Source organism: Rothia koreensis, assembly GCF_052232265.1.
GTDB classification, from domain to species: domain Bacteria; phylum Actinomycetota; class Actinomycetes; order Actinomycetales; family Micrococcaceae; genus Rothia; species Rothia koreensis.
In genome coordinates this window covers 124,576-145,854 of sequence record NZ_CP197643.1, presented here as the reverse complement: position 1 = coordinate 145,854, position 21,279 = coordinate 124,576, and the positions used below count along the sequence as shown (strand labels likewise).

Annotated in this window: 19 protein-coding genes and 3 tRNA genes; 13 read left to right on the top strand and 9 right to left on the bottom strand. The window is 63.9% G+C overall.

The genetic code is table 11. The features are described 5' to 3' along the window. Positions 1–746: 746 nt before the first annotated feature. Both ACTSLZ_RS00665 and ACTSLZ_RS00660 read left to right on the top strand, forming a co-directional pair. On the top strand, positions 747–1,292 hold the full coding sequence (locus tag ACTSLZ_RS00665; protein ID WP_443095372.1) for a hypothetical protein: 546 nt from the start codon (positions 747–749) through the stop codon (positions 1,290–1,292). A 59-nt stretch (positions 1,293–1,351) separates the two neighbouring features. After that, entirely contained in the window at positions 1,352–2,641 is a 1,290-nt protein-coding gene (locus ACTSLZ_RS00660) for a glycosyltransferase 87 family protein (protein WP_443095371.1), read from the top strand. A gap of 391 nt (positions 2,642–3,032) precedes the next feature. Here ACTSLZ_RS00660 and ACTSLZ_RS00655 read toward each other — a convergent pair whose 3' ends face one another. From ACTSLZ_RS00655 to ACTSLZ_RS00645, 3 genes are read right to left on the bottom strand one after another with little or no spacing between them, the layout of a single operon-like run. Continuing rightward, positions 3,033–3,788: a LamB/YcsF family protein gene (locus tag ACTSLZ_RS00655; protein WP_443095370.1), complete on the bottom strand. Its 756-nt coding sequence runs from the start codon at positions 3,786–3,788 to the stop codon at positions 3,033–3,035. Next, a complete protein-coding gene (locus tag ACTSLZ_RS00650) occupies positions 3,785–4,987 on the bottom strand; it encodes a ribokinase (protein ID WP_443095369.1) in 1,203 nt (400 codons plus the stop codon). The genes ACTSLZ_RS00655 and ACTSLZ_RS00650 overlap by 4 nt, the downstream gene beginning before the upstream one ends. Beyond that, positions 4,951–6,894, bottom strand: a complete 1,944-nt coding sequence (locus tag ACTSLZ_RS00645; RefSeq protein ID WP_443096070.1) for a M13 family metallopeptidase — start codon at positions 6,892–6,894, stop codon at positions 4,951–4,953. The genes ACTSLZ_RS00650 and ACTSLZ_RS00645 overlap by 37 nt, the downstream gene beginning before the upstream one ends. A gap of 946 nt (positions 6,895–7,840) precedes the next feature. Between ACTSLZ_RS00645 and ACTSLZ_RS00640 the strand changes: the two genes are divergently transcribed. From ACTSLZ_RS00640 to ACTSLZ_RS00620, 5 genes are all read left to right on the top strand, one after another. After that, on the top strand, positions 7,841–9,262 hold the full coding sequence (locus ACTSLZ_RS00640; protein WP_443095368.1) for an FAD-dependent oxidoreductase: 1,422 nt from the start codon (positions 7,841–7,843) through the stop codon (positions 9,260–9,262). A gap of 224 nt (positions 9,263–9,486) precedes the next feature. Continuing rightward, positions 9,487–10,512 carry a universal stress protein gene (locus tag ACTSLZ_RS00635; protein ID WP_129316151.1) on the top strand — a complete coding sequence of 342 codons (1,026 nt, stop codon included), beginning with the start codon at positions 9,487–9,489 and terminating at the stop codon, positions 10,510–10,512. A gap of 156 nt (positions 10,513–10,668) precedes the next feature. Further along, a tRNA-Glu gene (locus tag ACTSLZ_RS00630) sits at positions 10,669–10,741 on the top strand. A gap of 69 nt (positions 10,742–10,810) precedes the next feature. Continuing rightward, positions 10,811–10,884: transfer RNA gene (locus ACTSLZ_RS00625), tRNA-Asp, on the top strand. 72 nt (positions 10,885–10,956) lie between these two features. Continuing rightward, a tRNA-Phe gene (locus ACTSLZ_RS00620) sits at positions 10,957–11,029 on the top strand. 589 nt (positions 11,030–11,618) lie between these two features. Here the strand turns inward: ACTSLZ_RS00620 and ACTSLZ_RS00615 are convergent. Next, a complete protein-coding gene (locus ACTSLZ_RS00615) occupies positions 11,619–11,876 on the bottom strand; it encodes a Txe/YoeB family addiction module toxin (protein ID WP_443095367.1) in 258 nt (85 codons plus the stop codon). Next, a complete protein-coding gene (locus ACTSLZ_RS00610) occupies positions 11,873–12,124 on the bottom strand; it encodes a type II toxin-antitoxin system Phd/YefM family antitoxin (RefSeq protein WP_443095366.1) in 252 nt (83 codons plus the stop codon). Before ACTSLZ_RS00610 ends, ACTSLZ_RS00615 begins: the two co-directional genes overlap by 4 nt. A 184-nt stretch (positions 12,125–12,308) precedes the next feature. Here ACTSLZ_RS00610 and ACTSLZ_RS00605 point away from each other — a divergent pair, with 184 nt between their 5' ends. Beyond that, positions 12,309–12,485 carry a helix-turn-helix domain-containing protein gene (locus ACTSLZ_RS00605; RefSeq protein ID WP_443095365.1) on the top strand — a complete coding sequence of 59 codons (177 nt, stop codon included), beginning with the start codon at positions 12,309–12,311 and terminating at the stop codon, positions 12,483–12,485. A gap of 189 nt (positions 12,486–12,674) precedes the next feature. On the opposite strand, the gene ACTSLZ_RS00600 is transcribed toward ACTSLZ_RS00605, so the two are convergent. Beyond that, positions 12,675–13,001 (bottom strand): winged helix-turn-helix transcriptional regulator, encoded by a 327-nt coding sequence (locus ACTSLZ_RS00600; protein ID WP_397555593.1) that lies wholly within the window; start codon positions 12,999–13,001, stop codon positions 12,675–12,677. 115 nt (positions 13,002–13,116) lie between these two features. Between ACTSLZ_RS00600 and ACTSLZ_RS00595 the strand changes: the two genes are divergently transcribed. The 3 genes from ACTSLZ_RS00595 to ACTSLZ_RS00585 all read left to right on the top strand — a co-directional run bounded on the left by ACTSLZ_RS00595 (position 13,117) and on the right by ACTSLZ_RS00585 (position 14,735). Continuing rightward, the gene (locus ACTSLZ_RS00595) at positions 13,117–13,329 is read left to right on the top strand and encodes a 2-hydroxymuconate tautomerase (protein ID WP_443095364.1); all 213 of its coding nucleotides are present in this window, start codon (positions 13,117–13,119) and stop codon (positions 13,327–13,329) included. An 84-nt stretch (positions 13,330–13,413) separates the two neighbouring features. Beyond that, positions 13,414–14,202 (top strand): NAD-dependent epimerase/dehydratase family protein, encoded by a 789-nt coding sequence (locus ACTSLZ_RS00590; RefSeq protein WP_443095363.1) that lies wholly within the window; start codon positions 13,414–13,416, stop codon positions 14,200–14,202. 41 nt (positions 14,203–14,243) lie between these two features. Continuing rightward, complete coding sequence (locus tag ACTSLZ_RS00585; RefSeq protein ID WP_443095362.1) at positions 14,244–14,735, top strand: DinB family protein; 492 nt, start codon at positions 14,244–14,246, stop codon at positions 14,733–14,735. A 134-nt stretch (positions 14,736–14,869) separates the two neighbouring features. Here ACTSLZ_RS00585 and ACTSLZ_RS00580 read toward each other — a convergent pair whose 3' ends face one another. Next, complete coding sequence (locus ACTSLZ_RS00580; protein WP_443095361.1) at positions 14,870–15,943, bottom strand: 2,3-butanediol dehydrogenase; 1,074 nt, start codon at positions 15,941–15,943, stop codon at positions 14,870–14,872. A gap of 403 nt (positions 15,944–16,346) precedes the next feature. Here ACTSLZ_RS00580 and ACTSLZ_RS00575 point away from each other — a divergent pair, with 403 nt between their 5' ends. Next, positions 16,347–18,302: a DUF6541 family protein gene (locus ACTSLZ_RS00575; RefSeq protein WP_443095360.1), complete on the top strand. Its 1,956-nt coding sequence runs from the start codon at positions 16,347–16,349 to the stop codon at positions 18,300–18,302. Positions 18,303–18,344: 42 nt separating this feature from the next. On the opposite strand, the gene ACTSLZ_RS00570 is transcribed toward ACTSLZ_RS00575, so the two are convergent. Together ACTSLZ_RS00570 and ACTSLZ_RS00565 are read right to left on the bottom strand one after the other, a co-directional pair. Beyond that, on the bottom strand, positions 18,345–19,586 hold the full coding sequence (locus ACTSLZ_RS00570) for an MFS transporter (protein ID WP_443095359.1): 1,242 nt from the start codon (positions 19,584–19,586) through the stop codon (positions 18,345–18,347). A 252-nt stretch (positions 19,587–19,838) separates the two neighbouring features. Continuing rightward, complete coding sequence (locus tag ACTSLZ_RS00565) at positions 19,839–20,348, bottom strand: CGNR zinc finger domain-containing protein (RefSeq protein WP_129316161.1); 510 nt, start codon at positions 20,346–20,348, stop codon at positions 19,839–19,841. Positions 20,349–20,416: 68 nt separating this feature from the next. Between ACTSLZ_RS00565 and ACTSLZ_RS00560 the strand changes: the two genes are divergently transcribed. Then, positions 20,417–21,277 carry an alpha/beta fold hydrolase gene (locus ACTSLZ_RS00560; RefSeq protein WP_443095358.1) on the top strand — a complete coding sequence of 287 codons (861 nt, stop codon included), beginning with the start codon at positions 20,417–20,419 and terminating at the stop codon, positions 21,275–21,277. Positions 21,278–21,279: the final 2 nt, after the last annotated feature.

Sequence of the window (21,279 nt, the reverse complement as noted above, 5' to 3'; positions counted from 1 at the left end):
GGTGCGGCTTGCTGGGTGCGGCTGGGTGCGGCTTGCTGGGTGAGTGGCTGGGCTGGGTGAGTTGTGCGGCTGGGGGTTTGAAGCGGCTGGCTGGGTGAGTTGTGCGGCTGGGGGTTTGAAGCGGCTGGCTGGCCGAGTTGGGTGGCCGAGTTGGGTGGCGGTTGCCCGATTCGGTGGCATTTTCCGTCGTTAGGTGGGGGCTGAACCGCCACCTAACGGCGGAAAACTCCTCTCCATCCCGTAACCCCCTCCCGACGGCACCGCGGTTGTTTGCGATGCCGCACCGGAGTCGCCTCGAGGTGGCAATTTCGTGCGTCCGGAGGCGTGCCCCGACGTCGAGGTGGCAGTTTTGTGTGTCGAGAGGCGTGCCCCGGCGTCGAGGTGGCAGTTTTGTGTGTCGACGGGCCCATCCCTGCCTCGAGGTGGCAATTTTGTGCACCGACAGGCCCATCCCTGCCTCGAGGTGGCAATCCCGTGCGGGTCCGGGCGCGAGGTGGCAACCTTGTGCGGTTTTGGGGGGGGTCAAATCTGCACTACATTGCCACCTCGGCGCCGCGGTCGCTCAGGATTGCCACCTCGGCGCCGCGGTCGCTCAGGATTGCCACCTCGGCGTTGGGGCCGCACAGGACTGCCACCTCGCCGCCGCTGACTCGCCGCCGCCGCACAAGACTGCCACCTCGACGCCGTCGAGCCCCCGACCAGGCGATATTTCGGCACAGTTCCTCGCGGTCGGTAGACTTGCGGGCATGAAATCTCTGCCTGCCTCCCTTGCGCTGGCCGCGGCCGCGGTGATCCAAGCGATGGGTCTGTATACGTGGAATCCGGATCCGATGGCCGTCTCTGGGCAGGTGTTCTTCCCCATCCTGTTCGGCCTGATGTCGATCTACCTGGCGTGGCGGACCAAGGATTCCGACCGCTTCTACGTCGCGCACATGATCATCATGGTGGTGGGCATTCTGGCTCTGGTCGCGACGCTGATCGGCGTCGTCGGAAGCGTCCTGGAGCTCTACCCCTCCTACATCGTGTACTTCGTGTGCCTGCTCGTGATCGTCATCGAGACGGCGTTGCGCATCGCGGCTTCACCGAAAAAGGAGAAGGCACGCCGCGATGGGGACGACGCCGCCGGCACCTCAGCACCCAAGCCCAAGCGCCGTCGAAAGGTCGCGGGTGCAGGACCGACCAATCTGGTGGCGAAGTCGAAGACTCAGGCGAACGAGCAGCCAGCGAACGAGACGTCGAACAAGGCGTCCGACCGGGTCTCCGATCACGGTTCGGATGATTCGCGCGGCTGACCCTCGGGCCGGTCGTCCACGCAACCGCGACCACGGGACTGCCTGGGTAAACTGAAGCAATGACTTCCTCTTCCGCTGAACTTCGCGCGCCGTCCAGGCCCTGGCAAATCGGTGCGTGGATCGCCGTCGTCGTCGTTCTTGGCGGACAATTCCTCTACGCCATGACCCAGGGCGGCCTGGACTTCACGGTGTATCGGGCCGGTGCCGCCACGATCTTCGGCAATGACGGCATCACCAAGGACCTCTACGACCTGCACCTGATCCCGCTGACGGAGACGTCCTTCCTGCCGTTCACGTATCCGCCGTTCGCGGCGTTGCTGTTCCTGCCCTTCGCATTCCTCCCGGTCAAGGTGGGGACTGCGATCATGGTGATCTTCTCGATCGCCGTGGCCTGGTGGTTCGCGGCGATCATCTACGACTACGTGAATCACCGGGGATACAAGATCCCCCTGCAGGACAAGCTCGGACGCACCACAATCATCGCGTTGCTCGCGGCCCTCATCTGCCTCTCGGGTCCGTGGCGTCGCGGTCTGGGACTCGTGCAGATCAACCCGCTGATCATGCTCCTCATCCTCGCCGATCTGCTCCGCCCCGCGACCAAGATTCCTCGGGGTCTGCTGATCGGCATTGCGGCGGGTATCAAACTCACGCCCCTGGCCTTCGGCTTGGTCCTCCTGATGCGCAAGGACATCAAGGGGCTCGTGACCCTGGCGGCGTCGTTCGCGGGGACCATTCTGGTTGGCGTGCTCCTGTTGCCGCACCAGGCGGCCGAGTTCTGGTTCGACGCGATCTCCGATCCGTCGCGCGTCGGCAACATCAACTACCTCGACAACATCTCGATCCAGGGTTGGCTCATGCACATCGGGCTGACTGGCCCGGTGCTGAAGATCGTGATGTACGTGTTGATCCTGGCGCTGATCGTGGGGGTTGCGGCGGTCATTCCCTCGCTGGACAAACGCGGAATGAAGCTGTCGATCGTCTCGCTGAACGCATTCGTGATGCTTTCGATCTCGCCGATCTCCTGGTCGCACCACAACACATGGTTCCCGCTGATCATCGCGGCGATCTGTGTGGACGCCGTCCCGTGGCTCTTCTGGCGCAAGGGCCCGGAGCGCACCATCGCGCTGGTCCTGGCCTGGGTCGCGGCGATCGGGCTCTACATCTCGCCCATGTGGATCGGCATCGCGTTGTACGGCTCATCGCAGTACCTCGACTACATCTCCACCTTCCCGCTGGTGGTATCCGCGATCCCGATCATCTGTCTGTTCGTGTTCTTCTGGATGTGGATCATCGAGGCGTGGAGGAACCGCAACGTCGACGATTCGCGGGTCCGCCCCGAGCTCGTCTGAGTCCCGCCCCTCCCCGGGGGGCGAGGTGGCACTTTTGTGCCGGCCGTTGGTCGAGGCGGCAATTTCGTGCGGATTTGGGCCCGGCTACCGCACGTGACTGCCACTTCGGCGTCTGAGGGGGTCTGAGGTTGCCGGAAAACGGCGCGAGGTGGCAATTCTGTGCGGAAATCTCGGCGAGGTGGCAGTCTGGTGCGGTTTTGGCGGTCTAAATCGCACGCCACTGCCACTTCGCGGCCCACATCGCACGTGACTGCCACCTCGACGCCCGACGCCGCACGAAACTGCCACTTCGCCGGAGAGACCGCACGAAACTGCCACCTCGCGCCCAGCGCCCAGCGCCCAACGCCCGGCGCCCCGCAGCCCCCTCGACCCCTGCGCGGCGTCGTCGCCGTCAGACGAAACTCTGGACCTCGATGCCGGCGTCGTCCAGACCCCGACGGATCGTTCGCGCAATGTCGACGGCTCCGGGGGTGTCTCCGTGGACGCACACGCTCTCGGCCGAGACTCGGACGTCCGAACCGTCGACGGCGGTGACGAGGCCTTCCTCGACCATGCGGACCACGCGGTCGGCGATCTCTCTCGCGTCGTGCAGCACGGCGCCCTTCTCACGTCGGGAGACCAAGGACCCATCGGGGTTGTAGCCACGGTCGGCGAATACCTCGGGGACGGCGCGCAATCCCGCGTCCTGTGCCGCCTTCTGGATCTCCGAGTCCGGGAGAACCAGGATCGGCAGGTCTGTGCTCACCGAAGCGATGCCTTCCGCGACGGCCGCGGCCTGCGCGGCGTCGCGGGCGATGCGGTTGTAGAGAGCACCGTGCGGCTTCACGTAGGTCACCCGGGTCCTGGATGCCCGCGCGATCGCCTGGAGCGCGCCGATTTGGTAGATGGTCGCGTTCACGAGTTCGTCGTGGGCCATGTCCATGACACGGCGGCCGAAGCCCTGCAGATCGGGATAGGCGACGTGGGCTCCGACGGCGACTCCGGCGTCGGCGGCGGCCCGGCAGGTCACGCGGGCGACGTCGGGATCGCCCGCGTGAAAACCACAGGCCACGTTGAGCGAGGAGACGATCTGGGCCATTGCGGCGTCGTCGCCCATGGTCCATGACCCGAAGGATTCGCCCGAATCGGAATTGAGATCAACGTTCATTGTTCCTCCACTGAGAATGATGAGTAGGACGACGACGCCCCCGCCGCCCCAACGACCTTCGCCGCCTCGCGTGAAGCAATCGCCGCGCACGAGGCCACGATCTCCGCGAGAAGCGGGTCTCCCGAGCGGAAACCGCCGCCGTCGATATCGCCGCCGTCGCTGCCGTCGGCGTCGCTGCCGCGGAGCCTCCGGGCCAGCGCGGCGGAGAAGACTCCCGCATAGGCGTCTCCCGCACCCGTGGTGTCCACGACAGGCTCGACCCGTGCCGCGTCGATCCTCCTGATGATCGCGGGCCCTGGGGTCTCGTCAGCCCGGACCGCCACGACCGACCCAGAATCGCCCAAGGTCACGACGGCGCAGCGCACGATCTCGGTCAACCTCTCGGCCACGGACGCCCCGGCGGACTGCGCCGCTCCGACGGGTTCAGAATCCCCGGCGGACTCAGACACCGCCTCGGCCACGGACGCCCCGGCGGGCTCAGACGCCCCCGCGGCCACGGACACCCTCGCGGCCACGGGCGCCCCGGATCCCGCCGCGCCTTCGGCGAAGGACGCCCGTCCCTCGACCGAGGACAGGCCGTGCCTGCGCATGATGGCCTCGGCTTCGGACTGGTTGACCATCAGCACGTCCGCCGCGGCGAGGCACTCCGCGGATACCTCGATGGCAGGCGCCAGATTCAGAACGAACCGGACCCCGGACGCGGCGACGGCCCGACCGAGCTCCTCAAGCGTCCCGACGGGGATCTCTCCCTGCGCGACCACCACGGATGCGCCGTCGAAGTCCCGATCGCGCGCACTGGCGACGACGTCCGTGGTCACCGACCGATTCGCCGCGGGAACGATCGAGATCGAGTTCTCGCCGTCGGCGTCGACCGTGATGTGTGCCGAACCGGAGTCGCCAGAGACGGTGGTCGTGTGCTCCGTGATGACCCCGCGCTCGCGAAGCGTGGACAGCAGACCACGGCCCGCCTCGTCGGTCCCGACGCATCCGAGGAATGATGTCGGGACCCCGGTCAACGCCGAGGCGACGGCCTGATTCGCGCCCTTTCCGCCGAGTCCGTAGGACACGGAATGACCCACCACGGTTTCACCGGGAACGGGGAACCGGTCGACGGTCACGGCGACGTCCCGGCTCACCGAACCGACGACGAGAACCTCGGGCGTCACCAGATGCTCACCCGTTTCTCCGGGTCGAGCCACATCGGGTCCTGGGGTCGGACAACGAACGCCTCGTGGAATTCGTCCACGTTGCGCACGGTCCCGTTGCACCGGAATTCGGCGGGGGAGTGGGGGTCGATCGACAGCAACATCTTGGCCGTTTCGGGCCGCGCCTTGGACCGCCAGATCTGGGCGAAGGAAATGATGAGGCGCTGGACAGCGGTGATGCCGTCCAGGTCGGGCGCCGTGTCGAGCGTCAGGCCCTGTTTCTCGAGGGCTTTGCGGTAGGCCTTGATCGCGATGGTCAGCCCGCCCAGGTCACCGATGTTCTCGCCCAGCGTCAGGTCGCCGTTGACGTGGTCCGTCTCCGGGTCCAGGCCCTCGGGCGTGTACTCGTTGAACTGGGCGACCAGCGCGCTCGTGCGTCGCTCGAATTCCTCGAGGTCCGTCTCGGTCCACCAGTCGTTGAGGTTGCCGTCGCCGTCGTACTTCGCGCCCTGGTCGTCGAATCCGTGACCGATCTCGTGGCCGATCACCGCGCCGATGCCGCCGTAGTTCGCGGCGTCGTCGGCGTCCATCGAGAAGAAAGGCGGCTGCAGGATCGCGGCGGGGAACACGATCTCGTTCATCACCGGGTTGAAGTAGGCGTTCACCGTCTGCGGTGTCATGTGCCATTCGTGGCGGTTGATCGGCTGGCCCAGTTTCCCGAGTTCGTAGTCGTGCTCGAACCGGTTCCCGGCCCGCACGTTGTCCATGAGGTTCTCGCCGATCTGCAGCCCGGAGTAGTCGCGCCACTCGTCCGGGTAGCCGATCTTGGTGGTGAACTTGGACAGCTTCTCCAAGGCGCGCTCACGGGTCTGCGGGGTCATCCACTCGAGGGACGAGATCGAATCCCGGTACGCCTCGATCAGGTTGCCGACGAGTTCCTGCATCCGCGTCTTGTGCTCCGGCGGGAAGTGGCGGGCGACGTATTCCTTGCCGACTTCCTCGCCCAGCAGTGACTCGACCAGCCCGACGCCGCGCTTCCAGCGGTCCCGGATCTGCTCGGTGCCCATGAGCCGCTGGGAGTAGAAACGGAAGTTCTCCTGCACGGCGGCGTCGTGGAGGAATGCTGCCCGCGCGTGGACGATGTGCCACACGGCCCAGAGCTTCCACGACTCCAGGGGCTCGGACTGCCACAGCTTCGCGAAGGCTTCCAGATAGGAGGGCTGGGCGACGACGACGCGCGAGAAGCTCTCCTCGCTGCCGCCCAGGTCCTCGATCCATCGACCCCATGGGAACCCCGGGAATTCGTTGCGGAGCATGTCCGGGTCATAGGGGTTGTACGTCTTGTGCGCATCCCGGCAGGTCACCTTGTCCCAATGGTGGGAGGCGAGCCGAGTCTCGAAATCGAAGACTTGCTGCGCCGCCGACTCCGGGGTCTCGCCGAGTTTCGCGGCGGTGCCGGTGATCTCGAACATGCGGGCGATGTGCTCGCGGTACGCCTCACGGATCTCGGCGTACTTCTCCTCCCGGTAGTACTCCTCGTCCGGGAGCCCGAGACCGGACTGCACGAGGTAGGGGACGTATTGGGTCGCGTTCTTGGCGTCGTTGTTGACGTAGACCCCCACCGGGCTTCCGACGCCGCTGGCGTCCAGCGTTGCCAGAGCGTCAACCAGTCCGTCCTTGTCCTCGGCCGCATCCAGGACGGCCAGGTCTTCGTCGAGTGGTGTGTTGCCCGCGGTCTCGACGGCGTCCTCGTTCATGAACGAGTTGTACAGGGCGCCGACCTTCGACTCAGGATCGGCTTCGCCGGCGGAAACGATGATCTCCCGGGTCCGTTCCTCGGAGAGATCCCTGAGGGCGTAGAACGCGCCGTCGATGCCGCGGTCCGCGGGGATCTCATGCGTGTCGATCCACTGGCCGTTGGCGTAGCGGAAGAGATTTTCCCGCGGGGCCTCCCGCCCCATGCCGTCGGGATCGAGGCCGGTGTCCCGCCCCTCGGTGCCCTGATCCGGATCCTCGGGCCGCGTCTCGATGTCGTCGGAGTTATTGGGTGAAGAAGGACGAATGCTCATGTCCCATACCTTATGACCTATGGCGGCCCCGCAGGGATGCGGCGCCGAGGTTTCGCTACCGGCCCGAGAGGACGTGGGTCGTGTGCGGCCGGGTGCTGGATGGTTGGGGGGGTTGGACGGTCGGACGGTTGGACCGCTGGGCGGCTGGACCGCTGGGCGGCTGGACGGCGGGTGGATCGCTGGACGGACGGGTGGCAGGCGGCGGCCCATGCACCACAGGGCAGCCGTTGGGTGGCAGTTACCCGATTCGGCGGCGGTTTCCGGCGGCTCGACGGCGTTTTCCGGCGGCATTTCGACGTCGTCGTGGTCCCGCCCGACGCCGTTGGGTGGCGGTTACCCGTTTGAGCGGCGTTTCCCGGCCGAATGTCGGCCCTTTCGTGAACATATCGAGGTCCGTTGGGTGGCGGTTACCTGCTTGTGTGGCCTTTTCCTTCGTTAGGAGGCGGTTCAACCACCACCTGATGACGGCAAACGCCACGTGATCGGGTAACCGCCACCCAAGAGCAAGAGGGGCGTCGCATTCCGCTACCTCCTCCCGCGGGGCCCGTCGCATCCCGCTGCCCCCCCCCGAACGCTGCCCAGCACCGTCGCACCTCGCCGCCTCCCACCCCACCCTGCGGGGAACCCCGCGGGAACCCGACACCCCTGCGGGAACCCCGCGGGAACCCGACGCCCCCGATCCGCCGCACCTTTCCGCGGCGTGCGCGACTGTGGGTCCGGAGATGAAGTTCCACGAAGAATTACTAAGGTCACCCTGACCTGTCCCACGTCATCTCGTTAGACTGAAAGACAGTGTCTCCGTACTGCTCCGTGTCCGGGCCCAGCCCTGACATCGGCAATGAAAGGAATCTCTGTGTCTGAAAACCCCGCTCGTCCGCTGCGCGTCGCCGTGATCGGATCGGGTCCCGCCGGCGTGTATGCCTCGGACCTGCTGACCAAGTCCGACGCCGTCGCCGACGGCGAGGTGGATGTCAGCATCGACATCTTCGATCGCTACCCCGCTCCGTTCGGCCTGATCCGCTACGGCGTCGCCCCCGACCACCCGCGCATCAAGGGCATCATCACCTCGTTGCACAAGATCATGGAGAACCCGAAGCTGCGGTTCTTCGGCAATGTCGAATACGGCGCGGACGTGACTCTGGCCGAGCTGCGCGAGCACTACGACGCCGTCATCTTCGCGACGGGGGCGTACTACGACGCGTCCCTGCACATTCCGGGCATCGAGCTCGAAGGGTCCTATGGCGCCGCCGACTTCGTGGCTTGGTACGACGGCCACCCGGACGTGTCCCGCGAATGGACCCTCGACGCGAAGGAGATCGCGGTTCTCGGGAACGGGAACGTCGCGCTCGACGTCGCCCGTGTCCTCTCCAAGCACGCCGAGGACCTCCTGGTGACCGAGATTCCCGACAACGTGTACGAGGGACTCAAGAAGTCTCCGGTGACCGACGTCCACATTTTCGGTCGTCGTGGTCCGGCGCAGATGAAGTTCACCCCGCTCGAGCTCCGGGAACTGGCGAAGTCCCGCGACGTCGACATCGTCCTCCACGAGGAGGAATTCCAGTACGACGAAGCCTCCGAGGCCGCGATCGAGTCCAACAACCAGATCAAGGCCCTCATCAAGACCCTGGACAAGTGGCGGGAGGAGCAGAAGGAGAACCCGGGAACCGCTTCCCGCAGGCTCCACCTGCACTTCCTGCAGTCCCCGGCGGAGATCGTGGGCGACGAGAACGGCAAGGTCCGCGCGATCCGCATGGAGCGCAACGAACTCGACGGTGCCGGCGGAATCCGGCCCACGGGCGAGACGGTCGAGTACCCGGTCCAGGCCGTGTACCGCGCGATCGGTTACCACGGTTCGGAGCTCCCGGAGATCGGCTACGACGTGACCCGCGGCGTCATTCCCAATGAGGAAGGCCGAGTTCTCGACGAGACCGAGTCCCCGATTCCCGGCCTGTACGCGACCGGCTGGATCAAGCGCGGCCCCGTGGGGCTGATCGGCTCGACCAAGTCCGATGCGCTCGAAACCATCACGCACCTCCTGGAGGAGCGCGAATTCACTGCGAGCGACGCCGACGCCGACAGCATCCCCGGATTCCTCGAGTCCAAGGGCATCGAGTACACGACGTGGGAAGGCTGGCACACCCTCGACGAGCACGAACAGTCGCTCGGGCAGGAAGCGACTGACGCCGAGGGCAACCCCCGCAAGCGCGTCAAGGTCGTGCCCCGGGAAGACATGGTGCAGATTTCCCGCAGTGGACAGTAGCGGCCGACGCCGCCCGGCTCCGGCTCCGGGGCCGTCGCTCGGACCTCGGGGCCTGGGTTCCTCGGGGCCCGGGCCTCTCGGGTTCCGGGGTCGGCGGCGGCAGCCGGTCCCGGCCGGTCGCACTCGATGGTGCGCCGGACTTGCCGCGTAATTGGCTCCTGGCCAGGGACAAAGTGTGAGGGACGTCCTAGAATGAGGGTAGGTACTACCCGAGGAGGGACGCCATGTCAGACACGAATGGTTCGAATTCCAACAGTACGTTCGGAGCCCGCGCCGTCGCGGAAGGCTCCGGTCATCAGGACCTGGGGCACATACACGGCGAGGTCGTCGTCGGGATCGACGGTTCCGACCAGAGCTATGGCGCCCTGACCTGGGCGGTCGCCGAAGCAAAACGGCGGAAAGTGCCGGTACGGCTCGTCACCGCGTACTCCCTGCCGGTGTTCACGGGGACGGGCTTCGACTCAGGCTATTCGGTCATCGACGACAAAGCCCTCGAGGACGGCGTCACCCAGATTCTCGATGAGGCCCACCGCCGTGTCGAGGGCGACGACGTCGAGCTTCGCGCCACCGTGGAGACGGGCGACGCATCCGGAATCCTGCTCGAATTGTCCAAGAGGGCCGAACTGATCGTGGTTGGGTCCCGGTCGGCCAAAGGGTTCCTCGGACGGCTGCTCGGTACCGTCTCGACGGCGCTGCCCGCCAAGTCGCACTGCCCTGTCGTCGTCGTTCCCCTCAACTGGGCCAAGAGGCACGCGGAGGATGCCACGATCCTGCAACCGAGCCACGGCGTCGCCGTGGGTTCGGACGGTTCCGACCAGGCCCGTATCGCGATCCTCAAGGCCGCGGAGCAGGCGGAGCGCATGGGTGTGGGGCTGAAGCTGGTGAACGCTCTCGCCCCCTTCACGGGCGCGGTGAACTGGGTTCCGGCGGCGGTCGACTTCGAGGCCATGTACCGCGAGGTCGAAGATCTGCAGAATCAGGCCAAGGAATGGATCAGCGGCTTCTACCCGAAGCTCGAGGTCAGTGCGGAGCTTATTGACGGCTCCCCGGTCAAGGTTCTGATCGAGGCGGGCCAGGAGGCGGACATGATCGTGGTCGGTACTCGTGGTCGCGGTGGTCTGACCGGCATGATCCTCGGTTCGACCTCCCAAGGCGTGCTGCACAGCTCCGACAACCCGGTCATGATCGTCCCCGAGCTCGAGGACGAACGCATCGATTCCGCCCCGCGCCCGGGCGTCGTCTGGGGCTGATTGGTCCGAAACACAGGACGGCGGCCGGTTCGGAAGTCCCCGGATCGGCCGCCGGTTGTGATTCGGGACGCTTTTCGCCGATTCGATTTGTGCTCAGGCTCCGAAGGCGATTATGCTTATGGAGGTCCAAGCGAGGAAACTCCCGAGCTGGCCTAAGCCCCCATCGTCTAGCGGCCTAGGACACCGCCCTTTCACGGCGGCGGCACGGGTTCGAATCCCGTTGGGGGTACTGCAAATCACCGATTTGCACACCTGAGTTTGTTCCAATAAGGTTTTAGCTCGTTGGAAAAAACTTCTAGGCCCTGTAGCGCAGTTGGTTAGCGCGCCGCCCTGTCACGGCGGAGGTCGCGGGTTCAAGTCCCGTCAGGGTCGCTCTGGCGGCGTATTTCTTCTGATGAAAGTCAGGCGAGACGCCGTCGTGGCATATCTGCAGAAGATGTGCCTGGCTCTGTAGCTCAGTTGGTAGAGCGTACGACTGAAAATCGTAAGGTCACCGGATCGACGCCGGTCGGAGCCACTGAAAACCGCCCCGTAGGCTTCTATGCGGGGCGGTTTTCTTTGTCAACAGTCGCTCGATCGAGCCGTGGACAAGCCATTCGGGGCATCTCGGAAGCTCAAGACAGAGGACCAGCGCCTAGAGGTCCCATTTCGCGACTACACGGAGCTGACATCGAGCTGCATCATCGGACCGAGTTCAGTCGATCTCGGACGATACCGACGCAATACCAAGAATTTCAGCTGCATCGGAATGCGCGTTGAAGATTGGGGAGCCACGATCATGCCGACCCCATACCAACGCTTCGCTGACTCCAAGCCCGACGAGATCGTGGAACGGTGGGAAGACCTACAAGGACCAACCACAGGGATCATCACACTGGCGTAATGCTTGTGCTGGCCACCGTACCGAATCCTGGACCTATCAACCATCGGTGGCCGCCGGCCACCTGCAGGCGATGGGCCGCCAAATTCCCTGACAAACTGTCCAAGCCGGCACATATGACTAGCCCTTCACCAGTCAGCTCGCCTCTCTGCCGCAGCGGTGATCAGATCACGAAAACGACGATCGGAAACGGAGATGGGGATCCCTCCGGTGAATCGATCCTGGGTTATTCGTAGTGATACCGGCAGGCTGCAATCCGTATGTCGTCGCCGCTGACCTTGTAGACGAGTCTGTGCTCGTCGGTGATGCGGCGGGACCAGTACCCGGAGAAGCCGTGCTTGAGGGGTTCGGGCTTGCCGATACCCTCGTTGCCGTTGCGTTGGATGTCTTTGATGAGCGTGTTGATGCGCTTGAGGGTTTTGCGGTCCTGGGCCTGCCACCAGAGATAATCCGCCCAGGCGGCCTCGTCCCACACCAGACTCATTCAGTCAGCTCCTGCCGAGTCCCGCCCCCGTTCTCTAGGCGGTCGATGGAAGCCAGGAGTCGACGAGCATTTGCCGGGTTCCTGAGGAGGTAGGCGGTCTCCTTCAGCGATTCGTAGTCATCGAGAGAAACCATCACTACCGGGTCGTGGCCGGCGCGGGTAATGATGACCTCTTCCCGGTCGCCGGTGACTGCATCCAGGGTTTCGGCGTACCGCGCCCGTGACTCTGAGTACGACATCGTTCTCATGCCTCTACACCTTTCTAACGTACAGAATATTGTACGTATCCACACGTTGCAGGGTCAATCGTCGGTCGTTGGCGCTCCCGTGTGGTTGGGGTGCCGCTTTAAGGGCAGGCCCTTAAGTTGTCAGGCCCCCTCCCTACAGTGGAGACCAGAACACGGACTCAATGAACAGGCACTGAGGTGGAGCATGGACACGGAACAGACAGAATCCGATCTGCGGACCTACAAGTACCGTCTGGATCCGAACGCTGACCAGATCCGTGCCCTGTCTCAAGCGGCCGGGGCGGCCCGGGTCTCCTGCAACATGCTCATCGCCCGCAACCTGGATGCGTTGAAAGCCGGATGGGCTGCCGAACGGAACTGATCACAGCAGGCACCGACGCCGCCGAGGCCCCGGGGAAACCCGTGGTTGCCGCGAACTCCAAATTGTAAGGTCACCGGATCGACGCCGGTCGGAGCCACTGAAAACCGCCCCGTAGGCTTCTATGCGGGGCGGTTTTCTTTGTTCGAAGGCCAACGATTCTGCATGGGTCTTCCGGCGTGCGCTTCGGCGTCATTCTTGCAGATGAGTCTCTCCCCAGCGCGAGAGACTTGTGAAAACGCTGTCAAGAGACTGCCCTTTGGGAGTGATCCGGTAGGTGACCTGCGGGGGAACGGTCGGATTGACTTCTCGCTCGACCAGGCCGGCTTGGACGAGTGTTTTCAGCTCGGCCGAGAGCACTTTCTGGGAGACGTCACCAACCTGGCGTTGCAGGTCGGCGTAGCGGTGTTCGCGCTCCAGGAGTCGCCAGAGGATCAGCATGGTCCACTTGCCGCCGATCAGGCTGATCGTTCGGTGCACGGTAGATCCACAAAAATCCTCCGGGGTACGTTCTGTCATTCTCGGCCATCTCCTACTTCTGGGTAAGGTCCTGAATTTCAAGTGCTGTCTTCCGGAACGTGATGGTCACGCGCATCCTTGAGACTGAGGGCAATCACATCGAGGAGGAACTCTTATGCCTATCGTCAATCTCGCCATCGTTCCGGAGATGATGAACGGTGACCGACAGGCCCAATACCGTGATGTGGTCCAGGGTATTACTGATGCCATCTCCAAGGTCACCGGAGCCCCGGAAGAGTCGGTGCACGTGCTGATCGAGGAGGTCCACTCTGACATGTACTCCGTGGGCGGCACCATGCTTCATCAGGCCATGACGCAGCATGACTGACTGGCCCGGCGCGGGTGCACGGTGAAGACTCGTTGACGAGGTCATTTCCCGCGGCGAGTGATCGTGGCCACTAGCATCGAGGTCATGACGGATCTTTCGAACGAGACCTGGTTGTTGACCGGGGCGAGCGGCAGAATCGGCAGGCAATTGCGCAGTTATCTGCGTGAGCGGGTGGCGCATCTTGTCATCGCCGACCTGGAAGCCCCATCCAACCCCGCTTCCAATGAGTCGGCGAGGGCCTTCGATCTCGATGACCCGCAGTCGGTTGCCGCATTGTTGCCTGGTTGCGACGGCGTCGTTCATCTGGCGGGCATTCCTGACGAAGCGCCGTACGCTGACCTGATGCGCGTCAATGCGCTGGGGACTTACCACGTGCTGGAAGCGATGCGCAGTGCCGGGGTCCCGCGTCTCGTCTACGCGTCGAGCAATCGGCTCACAGGATTTCACGCCACGAATGAGCTGCTCGATGATCACTCAACCATACGGCCAGACGGCCTGTACGGTGCCAGCAAAGCTGCGGTCGAAGCTTTGACCCGGCTGTATGCGGACAAGTTCGGCATCCAGGTGTGCAATATTCGCATCGGTACGTACAAAGAGCGGCCCACGACGGATCGTGACGCGGCCACCTGGCTCAGCCCTGGCGACGCCAACCTCGCCTTCGAGGCGGCCATGACCACACACGTGCCGTACAGCGTCTTCTACGCGGTCTCGGCCAACCGGCACCGGTTCTGGTCGCTCGAGCCGGGGCGGGCTATTGGGTACGTGCCGAACGACGACGCAAGCGCAGTCCTCGGCGCCGACGCCCGGCCTCCGGGGGAAAGCCCTCAAGCCGGCGATATGGCGAGCCCCGAATTCACGCTGCCATACCTCTGAACCCATACCGGCTGCGCGGTCGACGGGTGCACACTGGGTGCATGACGACTCCAGATCATCCGGATTTTTACGACGCCGACGTCGACGCCCAGCTCAGGGCCTTCGTCGAGGAGCATCGCGAGATGATCGCCTCGAGCCTTGACGGCCTGAGCGAATCCGAAGCGCGGAGACAACTCGTGCCTTCGAAGACGACGCTCCTGGGCCTGGTCAAGCACGCCACTTTCGTCGAGCGGGTTTGGTTCGAGGAAGCTCGCACCGGCATATCGCGGGCAGAGTCGGGCCTCCCGGCAGGGCCCGACGAGTCCTTTGTTCTCGCTCCGGAGGACACGATCGAGTCTGTCAGGTCCGCGTTCGAAACCGCGTGCGAGGCCTCGCGCGCGGCGGTGCGTTCAACGCATGGCAAGGACATCTGGTCCGGTAACCGGCGAGGGCCCCTGACGCTGCACTGGATCATGATGCAGGTCCTGCGGGAGCACGCACAGCATTGCGGACACGCGGATATTCTGCGCGAGCAGATTCTCGACGCGAGGTAGCCGAACCGACCGGACCATGGCTGCGATCAACCACGTTCGGGCGTGAGCGGCGACGGGTCGACGTCGTCGGCACTTCTCTGGCCGCGTGAGGCAAGGGCGGCAAACACTCAACTCGAGCTTCCCGAGGCAGGGTGTCAGCTCTCGAGCCCCTGCCCGGTCGGGGATACCAGAATCTTCACCGCCGTCTCGTTGTGGTTGATCAACGTGTCGAAGCCCTTGTCGATCAGGTCGTCGAGGCCGATCTTCCCCGTGATGAACGGACGGAGATCCACTCGGCCTTCTTCAACGAGCTTGATGGTCGCGGGGTGGTCGTACGAGTATCCGATGGTGCCCCGGAGGTCGATCTCCTTCATGACCAGTTTGTGCAACGCGACCTTGGGCTCGTGCCCCCAAATCGATACGTTGACGATCACGCCGGCCGGGCGAACGGCGTCGAGAAGCATATCCAGCACGACGTCGACCGAGCTGCACTCGAAGCCGACGTCCGCCCCCTTCCCCTCGGTGAGCCCGCGGACCTCCTCGGCCACGTCCACTTCCCGGGGATCAAAGGCATAATCGGCCACCCCTGCGTCCAGGGCCTTCTGGCGACGCAGATCCGACAGTTCCGAGACGACAACGGTCAGGCCTTCCGTCTTGGCCACGGCGGCGGTCAGCAAGCCGATGGGCCCGGCGCCGCCGATAATGGCGGTATCTCCCCGAGTGGCTCCGGACCGCATGAAAGCGTGGTGTGTGATGGAGAGGGGCTCGATCAGGGCCGCTTCATCGAGCCCCACCGAGTCCGCAATCGGGTGGACCCAGTGACGGTTGACGGCAATCTGCTCCCCGAGGCCGCCGCCTCCACCGCCCAAGCCGATGAAGTTCATGTCAGGGCTGAGCTGATAATGGGGGTCCTCCCAATCGCGCTCGCGGACGAGAAGGGGCTCGACGACGACCTTCTGTCCGACCTGGAGACCGTCAACGCCCTCACCGAGGGCGGCGACGGTGCCGCTCATTTCGTGTCCGAGCGTGACGGGCGCTTCTTCACCGGAAATCGGGTGGGGCTGGCCCTTCGGCGGAACGAAGATCGGCCCGTCCAGGTACTCGTGGAGGTCGGTGCCGCAGATACCGGACCACGCGACGTCGATGAGAACCTCGCCGGGACCTGCTGTCGGCGGTTCGACGTCGTCAATTCGGATGTCGTGGTTCTGGTAATAACGGGCGGCGCGCATGGATTCTTCTTTCGTTCGGAGTCAGTGCACGATCAGTCTAGTGGCCTGGGTCACTACGTCGAACGTCCAGACTCACCGAGTGAGAATCCACCTCGGGGGTAGGCGGCGTCTGTGTCGATTTCGTTGTAACCGCGCTCTGACTAGGCTATCCTGGACTATCGAGTACAGATGCGCAGCTCGGGAAGACCCGTCTGATCCGAAAGGCTGGTTCTCGGACAGTGAGGGGCGCTGTGGCGCAGTGTGGCGGTTGACGGCCGGAACGCTCATTCAATCGGGTCTCCACTGGTGAGTGTGTTGGGAAGTGGCGATCAATGGTTTCCGCCGGGCGAACCACGTCGATCGGCCCTCGGGGCAGAACACATAGTTCGGCGCAGAATAAGAAACTCTCAGATACAGGTTTTTCATGGATTGGTACCCAATATTGCCCCCTGTCCTGGTGGGGATCGCTGCTGTGGTAGTGCCAGGTTTTCTTGTCGGACTGGCGTTGAAGTTGCCTGTACGCTTTTGTCTTGCGAATGCGCCAATATTTTCTGTTGGTTCGATGACCGTTGCGTCAGTGGTTTCGGGGTGGATGGGATTCCGCTGGGGTTTTCTCTCCTTTACGAGCATCACCCTCGTTGTGACCGCGGTCCTCTGGGGCGCGTCGTGGTGCTGGGCGAGGGGGCGAGATGGTCGTCTCGGGGAAGGGGCCTCTGGCTCGGTCGTGATGGCTGGAGTGCTCGGCGTCGGGGTTGCGGCTCTTATGATCATCGGTCAAATCAAGAAAAGCATTCTCCATCCCGATGCTGTCTCTCAGAGCTACGACAATATTTTTCACCTGAACGCTATTCGGTGGATTGCCGACACGGGTGACGGGTCGAGTCTGTCTTTGGGTGCCATGACCACATCCGACGGGTCCGGTGCGTTCTATCCGGCCGGTTGGCATGACTTCGTCTACCTCATATATTCGGTGTTTCCGAGCTCCATTCCGGTCGCGACGAACGCCGCGACCTTGGTCATAGCCGGTTTCGTCTGGCCGCTCTCCGTCTTCTCCCTGGCTTTGGCGCTGAGACCACGGGATCGAGTTTTTGTTTTTTCTGCGGTCGGGTTCTCCGGCGCCGTCGTCGTGTTCCCGAGTCTTCTTCTGAAATGGGGGATTCTGTACCCGAACCTTCTGGGGTATGCGATCCTTCCGGCCTTCCTGGCGATGCTGATAGCTGCCGTGGACATGGTGGTGCAGCAGCGGTGGAGCGGGTGGTGGCCGGTCGTTCCGAGCTTGATCATTGGGGGCTCCGCGGTCACGTTGTCTCACCCGAATGCGTTGACCTCAGCCGCGGTGCTCGTTGTCCCCTTGGTGCTGATAGAGCTCGTTCGTTGCTTCACCGGCAAATACGAAGGACCGCGACGTCTCTCTTGTTCTCTGTTGGCTCTCGCGACGCTCATGTGCATCGCCATGTGGTGGAAAGTTCGGCCAGCGCCCGAGACCTCAACGTGGGAGCCGAAGTACAGCCAGATCGACGCCTTCGGTCAGTTCGTTTCGAACGGTTTCAACCGAATCCCGGCCGCTTGGGGAATGAGCATACTGGTGTTCGTGGGAATCTATTGGGCGTTGCGCTCCAGGCGACACCGCTGGATTGTCGGGTCGTGGATCATTTTGTGCTGGCTCTGGGTGGTCGTGGCTTCTGAGCCGGCGGGCGCCTTTCGTCTCCTGATGGTCGGCCCTTGGTATGCTGACGAAATTCGTCTGGCGGCGCTTACTGCTGTTCCGGCCGTCGTCCTTGCGGGGCTGGGCATGTCGCACGTTATTCACAAAGGAGCGGCCGCGCTGAGTGATCTTTGCGGGGCGAGAAAATACATGGTTCGGATATCCAGCGCTGTCGGACTTGTCCTGCTCTCGTTCAGCCCCATCCTTTTGGGCAAGTTCGGCCCGGTCGACGAGGCCGTTGCCTCGACGGCGCATGAATTCAAGGTAACCCCGGATTCAATACTCATTACAACCGACGAAAAAAATGTTCTGGACCAGATCGATCGCTTGGTTCCCAAAAGCGACACCATTGTTGTCAATCCGTGGGAGGGGTCAGCGGTCGCGTACGCCCTCGATGATCGCAAGGTGACGAGCAGGCATTCATTGAGCCAGCCGCCCCGGAAGTTCGAAGCTATTCTCCAACACCTCAACCAGGCTCGCTCCGACCCCAAAGTCTGCCAAGAGGTCAGAGACCAGGGAGCACGATGGTATCTGGACTTCGAAGACACCCTGAATATCGGCGCGGGCAGCAAGGGTCTGTACCGGGGCCTTGAAGGCGTTGAGCACGAGGGAGTGGTCGATCCCGTGTACACGTCCGGACCGGTTGGTCTGTACAGAATCAGCGCGTGCGACTGAGATGGCTCGTGGCGTGCCGGGCCATGAACGAGCAAAGGGGCATCAGTACCTGTTGACGATATCGATGCCCACGGTGTCCCGGTCCGCGCGTTTGTCCCACCGGGTGACCATTAGGCTGACGAGGGCCAGCACCAAGCCCGATGCGGCGAGTCCGATGCCGATCCACCCGGGGGACAGATAGCCGAAACCGGCGGCAATCGAAGCGCCGCCCAGGGCCGCCCCGAGGGCGTTGCCGATATTGAATGCCGAATGGTTGACCGCCGCGCCGAGGAGCGCGGCCTTGCCCGCGATGCGGATCAGCCGGGCCTGAATGGACGGGATCAGAATCGACTGGGTGACGCCGATGAGGAAGACCGAGGCGAAGAGGCCGACCTTGGAAGAGGCGAGCAGCGTGTACAGCACCAGAGAGACGATGAACGCGCTGAAGCCGAACAGGACCGTCTTGGTCAGATTGCGGTCGCTGGCCCAGCCACCGATCATATTGCCGATCGTCATGCCGATGCCCAGGACTGCCAGAACCCACGGAACGGTCGACGTCGACAGGCCCGCCACCTGGGTCGAGACCTCGGTGATGTAGGAATAGACCGCGAAGAACCCACCGAACCCGATGGAGCCGACGGCGATCATGATCCAGATGCGGACGTTCTTGAACGCTCGCAACTCGGAGCCTGCGGTGCGAGTTGCATCTCCAGCGTGGCGCGGGAAGGACAAGGACGCGAGAACGAGTGCCACGGCGAAAATCACCGCGACCATCAGGTAGGCCGAGCGCCACCCGAAGTTCTGACCGAGCCACGTCGCGATCGGAACGCCCACAATGTTCGCAATAGTGAGTCCGGACAGTGCCAGGGCAATTCCTTTCCCCTGGTTGCCCGGGCCCATGAGACGGGCCGCCAACAATGAGCCGACGGCGAAAAAGGCGCCGTGGGGGAGTGCCGCGATGAATCGGAACAGGGAGAGCAGTTCGAAAGTCGGCGCGAACGCGGATGCGAGTGTGCCGAGGATGAACAGGGCAAGGAGCAGAAACGCCAGCCGCGTTTGGGATGCTTTAGCACCGAGAGCCGCGATGGTCGGGGCTCCCACCACCACACCCAACGCATACATCGTGATGAGCGTTCCGGCCCTGGCGATTTCGGTCTCCGGGGATTCGCTGAATTTCGGCAGGAGATCCCGCGCGATATCCGGAAGGAGGCCCATGGAGGCGAACTCGGTCACTCCGATGCCAAACCCACCGAGGGCGATGGCAAGGAGGGCAATGCTCCGGCGGGTGGATGTGAGACTGGTCAAAGGTGACCTTCCTGAGTGGAGGGGGATGGGTGCGAGGCAGTCGCCCTGCTCGAGCGCAGACTAGGCTAGCCCGTTCCTCGCAGGAGTGTCGACTGCGATGCTGTCCGTTGCTATATATGACCTGACGGGTCATCGCACAGGTTCACAAGCGCACATACCGGTCGTCGTGCGTACACCGGTCCAAGGCCTCCGTTGATCGCCCCTCGCGATGCACAACGCGGAGGAGGCCGTGATCGGGGGATCCTGGCATGCTCAGTTCCGGGACCCGGAGCGGCGAGTGCGTGCCGCATGGGCTCGGGCCTTCATGCGGTTGCCGCACGTCGCCATGGAACACCACTTGGCGGTCCCTGGGCGCGTGTGATCAATGAGGTAGAGATTGCACTCCGTGTTCGCGCAGGCTCTGAGCCGCCCCGGTAGGTGCTCGTTGACCCGCGACCATGCCTGCAGGACGCGAGCCGCGAGCTGCACGTCCGAAGGTGCGGACAGCTTCCACTCGACCCCAGATGGCGTGACGTCTGCCCGCATCGTCGCCTCGCTCATCAGCTCCTGGAGCGATTCGACGGCAACCTCGTTGCCACGGATCAGGTCCTGCAACCCGTCCCGGGCGATCCGCAGGCAGCGCAATTCCGCGTCGTCGCCGGACCCGCCGTGGGCGCGAGCCAGGTCGACGCCGCGCTGACCGTGCAGATACTCCATGGGCTCTCCACCGTCCCGCGGCGCGGAGTTGAGAACGTCCAGCAGAAGTTCCTCGTCTTCGATCACGTGTGCCCTCCTTCGCGAACCCATGCTACCGTGGCCGTAACCAGTAAAGCTAATTTAGGAGGTTAGTCATGGTGGCTGTTCACCACCGCGAATCCATCGTTGATGGCTGGAAAGTCTTTTACCGCGAGGCCGGTCCTGCCGACGCGCCGGTGATGCTGCTCCTGCACGGATACCCCACCAGTTCGCACATGTTCCGGCACCTCATTCCCGCTCTCGCGGACCGCTATCACGTGATCGCGCCGGACCATATCGGCTTCGGAAGGTCCTCCGCCCCGGGCGTGGACGAATTCGAGTACACCTTCCGGGAGCTGGCTCGGATCACGCGTGCCTTCCTCACGTCAGTGAGCGTGGATCGCTTCACCGTCTACGCGCAGGACTACGGGGCGCCCATCGCATGGCGACTCGCCCTCGAGAACCCGGGCGCTGTGGAAGGCGTGATCTCACAGAACGGCAATGCCTACGACGAGGGATTCGTTCCCGATTTCTGGGCACCCATCTGGGCCTACGGGCAGGACCCTTCGCGGGAGAACGAGGAGGCCCTTCGTCCCGCGTTGGCCAGGGAAGCGGTGGAATGGCAGTACCTGCACGGAGTCCCGGACCCGTCCGTGGTGGATCCGGATGCCTGGGAGCACGACATTGCCCGTCTGGGGCGCCCGGGCAACGACCTCGTTCAGCTGGCCCTCTTCGCCGACTACCACACCAACCGCGCCCTCTATCCGCGGTTCCACGAGTGGCTGCGCACTTCCCAGGTTCCGGTCCTGGCCATCTGGGGTCGCAACGACCAGATCTTCGGGCCGGCCGGGGCCGAAGCCTTCCGCCGAGATGCCACTGATCCGCGGATCGAGCTTCTGGACGGTGGCCACTTCCTGCTCGAATCACACCTGGACGACGTCGTGGCCGCTGTCCGAGACTGGAGGGCTTCCTTCTAGCT

Bases quoted from the DNA above. Each gene is read 5' to 3' on its own strand.
- ACTSLZ_RS00665 (WP_443095372.1), top strand. From the start codon at position 747: ATGAAATCTCTGCCTGCCTCCCTTGCGCTGGCCGCGGCCGCGGTGATC.
- ACTSLZ_RS00660 (WP_443095371.1), top strand. From the start codon at position 1,352: ATGACTTCCTCTTCCGCTGAACTTCGCGCGCCGTCCAGGCCCTGGCAA.
- ACTSLZ_RS00655 (WP_443095370.1), bottom strand. From the start codon at position 3,788: ATGAACGTTGATCTCAATTCCGATTCGGGCGAATCCTTCGGGTCATGG.
- ACTSLZ_RS00645 (WP_443096070.1), bottom strand. From the start codon at position 6,894: ATGGGGCGGGAGGCCCCGCGGGAAAATCTCTTCCGCTACGCCAACGGC.
- ACTSLZ_RS00640 (WP_443095368.1), top strand. From the start codon at position 7,841: ATGAAAGGAATCTCTGTGTCTGAAAACCCCGCTCGTCCGCTGCGCGTC.
- ACTSLZ_RS00635 (WP_129316151.1), top strand. From the start codon at position 9,487: ATGTCAGACACGAATGGTTCGAATTCCAACAGTACGTTCGGAGCCCGC.
- ACTSLZ_RS00615 (WP_443095367.1), bottom strand. From the start codon at position 11,876: ATGAGTCTGGTGTGGGACGAGGCCGCCTGGGCGGATTATCTCTGGTGG.
- ACTSLZ_RS00610 (WP_443095366.1), bottom strand. From the start codon at position 12,124: ATGAGAACGATGTCGTACTCAGAGTCACGGGCGCGGTACGCCGAAACC.
- ACTSLZ_RS00605 (WP_443095365.1), top strand. From the start codon at position 12,309: ATGGACACGGAACAGACAGAATCCGATCTGCGGACCTACAAGTACCGT.
- ACTSLZ_RS00600 (WP_397555593.1), bottom strand. From the start codon at position 13,001: ATGACAGAACGTACCCCGGAGGATTTTTGTGGATCTACCGTGCACCGA.
- ACTSLZ_RS00595 (WP_443095364.1), top strand. From the start codon at position 13,117: ATGCCTATCGTCAATCTCGCCATCGTTCCGGAGATGATGAACGGTGAC.
- ACTSLZ_RS00590 (WP_443095363.1), top strand. From the start codon at position 13,414: ATGACGGATCTTTCGAACGAGACCTGGTTGTTGACCGGGGCGAGCGGC.
- ACTSLZ_RS00585 (WP_443095362.1), top strand. From the start codon at position 14,244: ATGACGACTCCAGATCATCCGGATTTTTACGACGCCGACGTCGACGCC.
- ACTSLZ_RS00580 (WP_443095361.1), bottom strand. From the start codon at position 15,943: ATGCGCGCCGCCCGTTATTACCAGAACCACGACATCCGAATTGACGAC.
- ACTSLZ_RS00575 (WP_443095360.1), top strand. From the start codon at position 16,347: ATGGATTGGTACCCAATATTGCCCCCTGTCCTGGTGGGGATCGCTGCT.
- ACTSLZ_RS00560 (WP_443095358.1), top strand. From the start codon at position 20,417: ATGGTGGCTGTTCACCACCGCGAATCCATCGTTGATGGCTGGAAAGTC.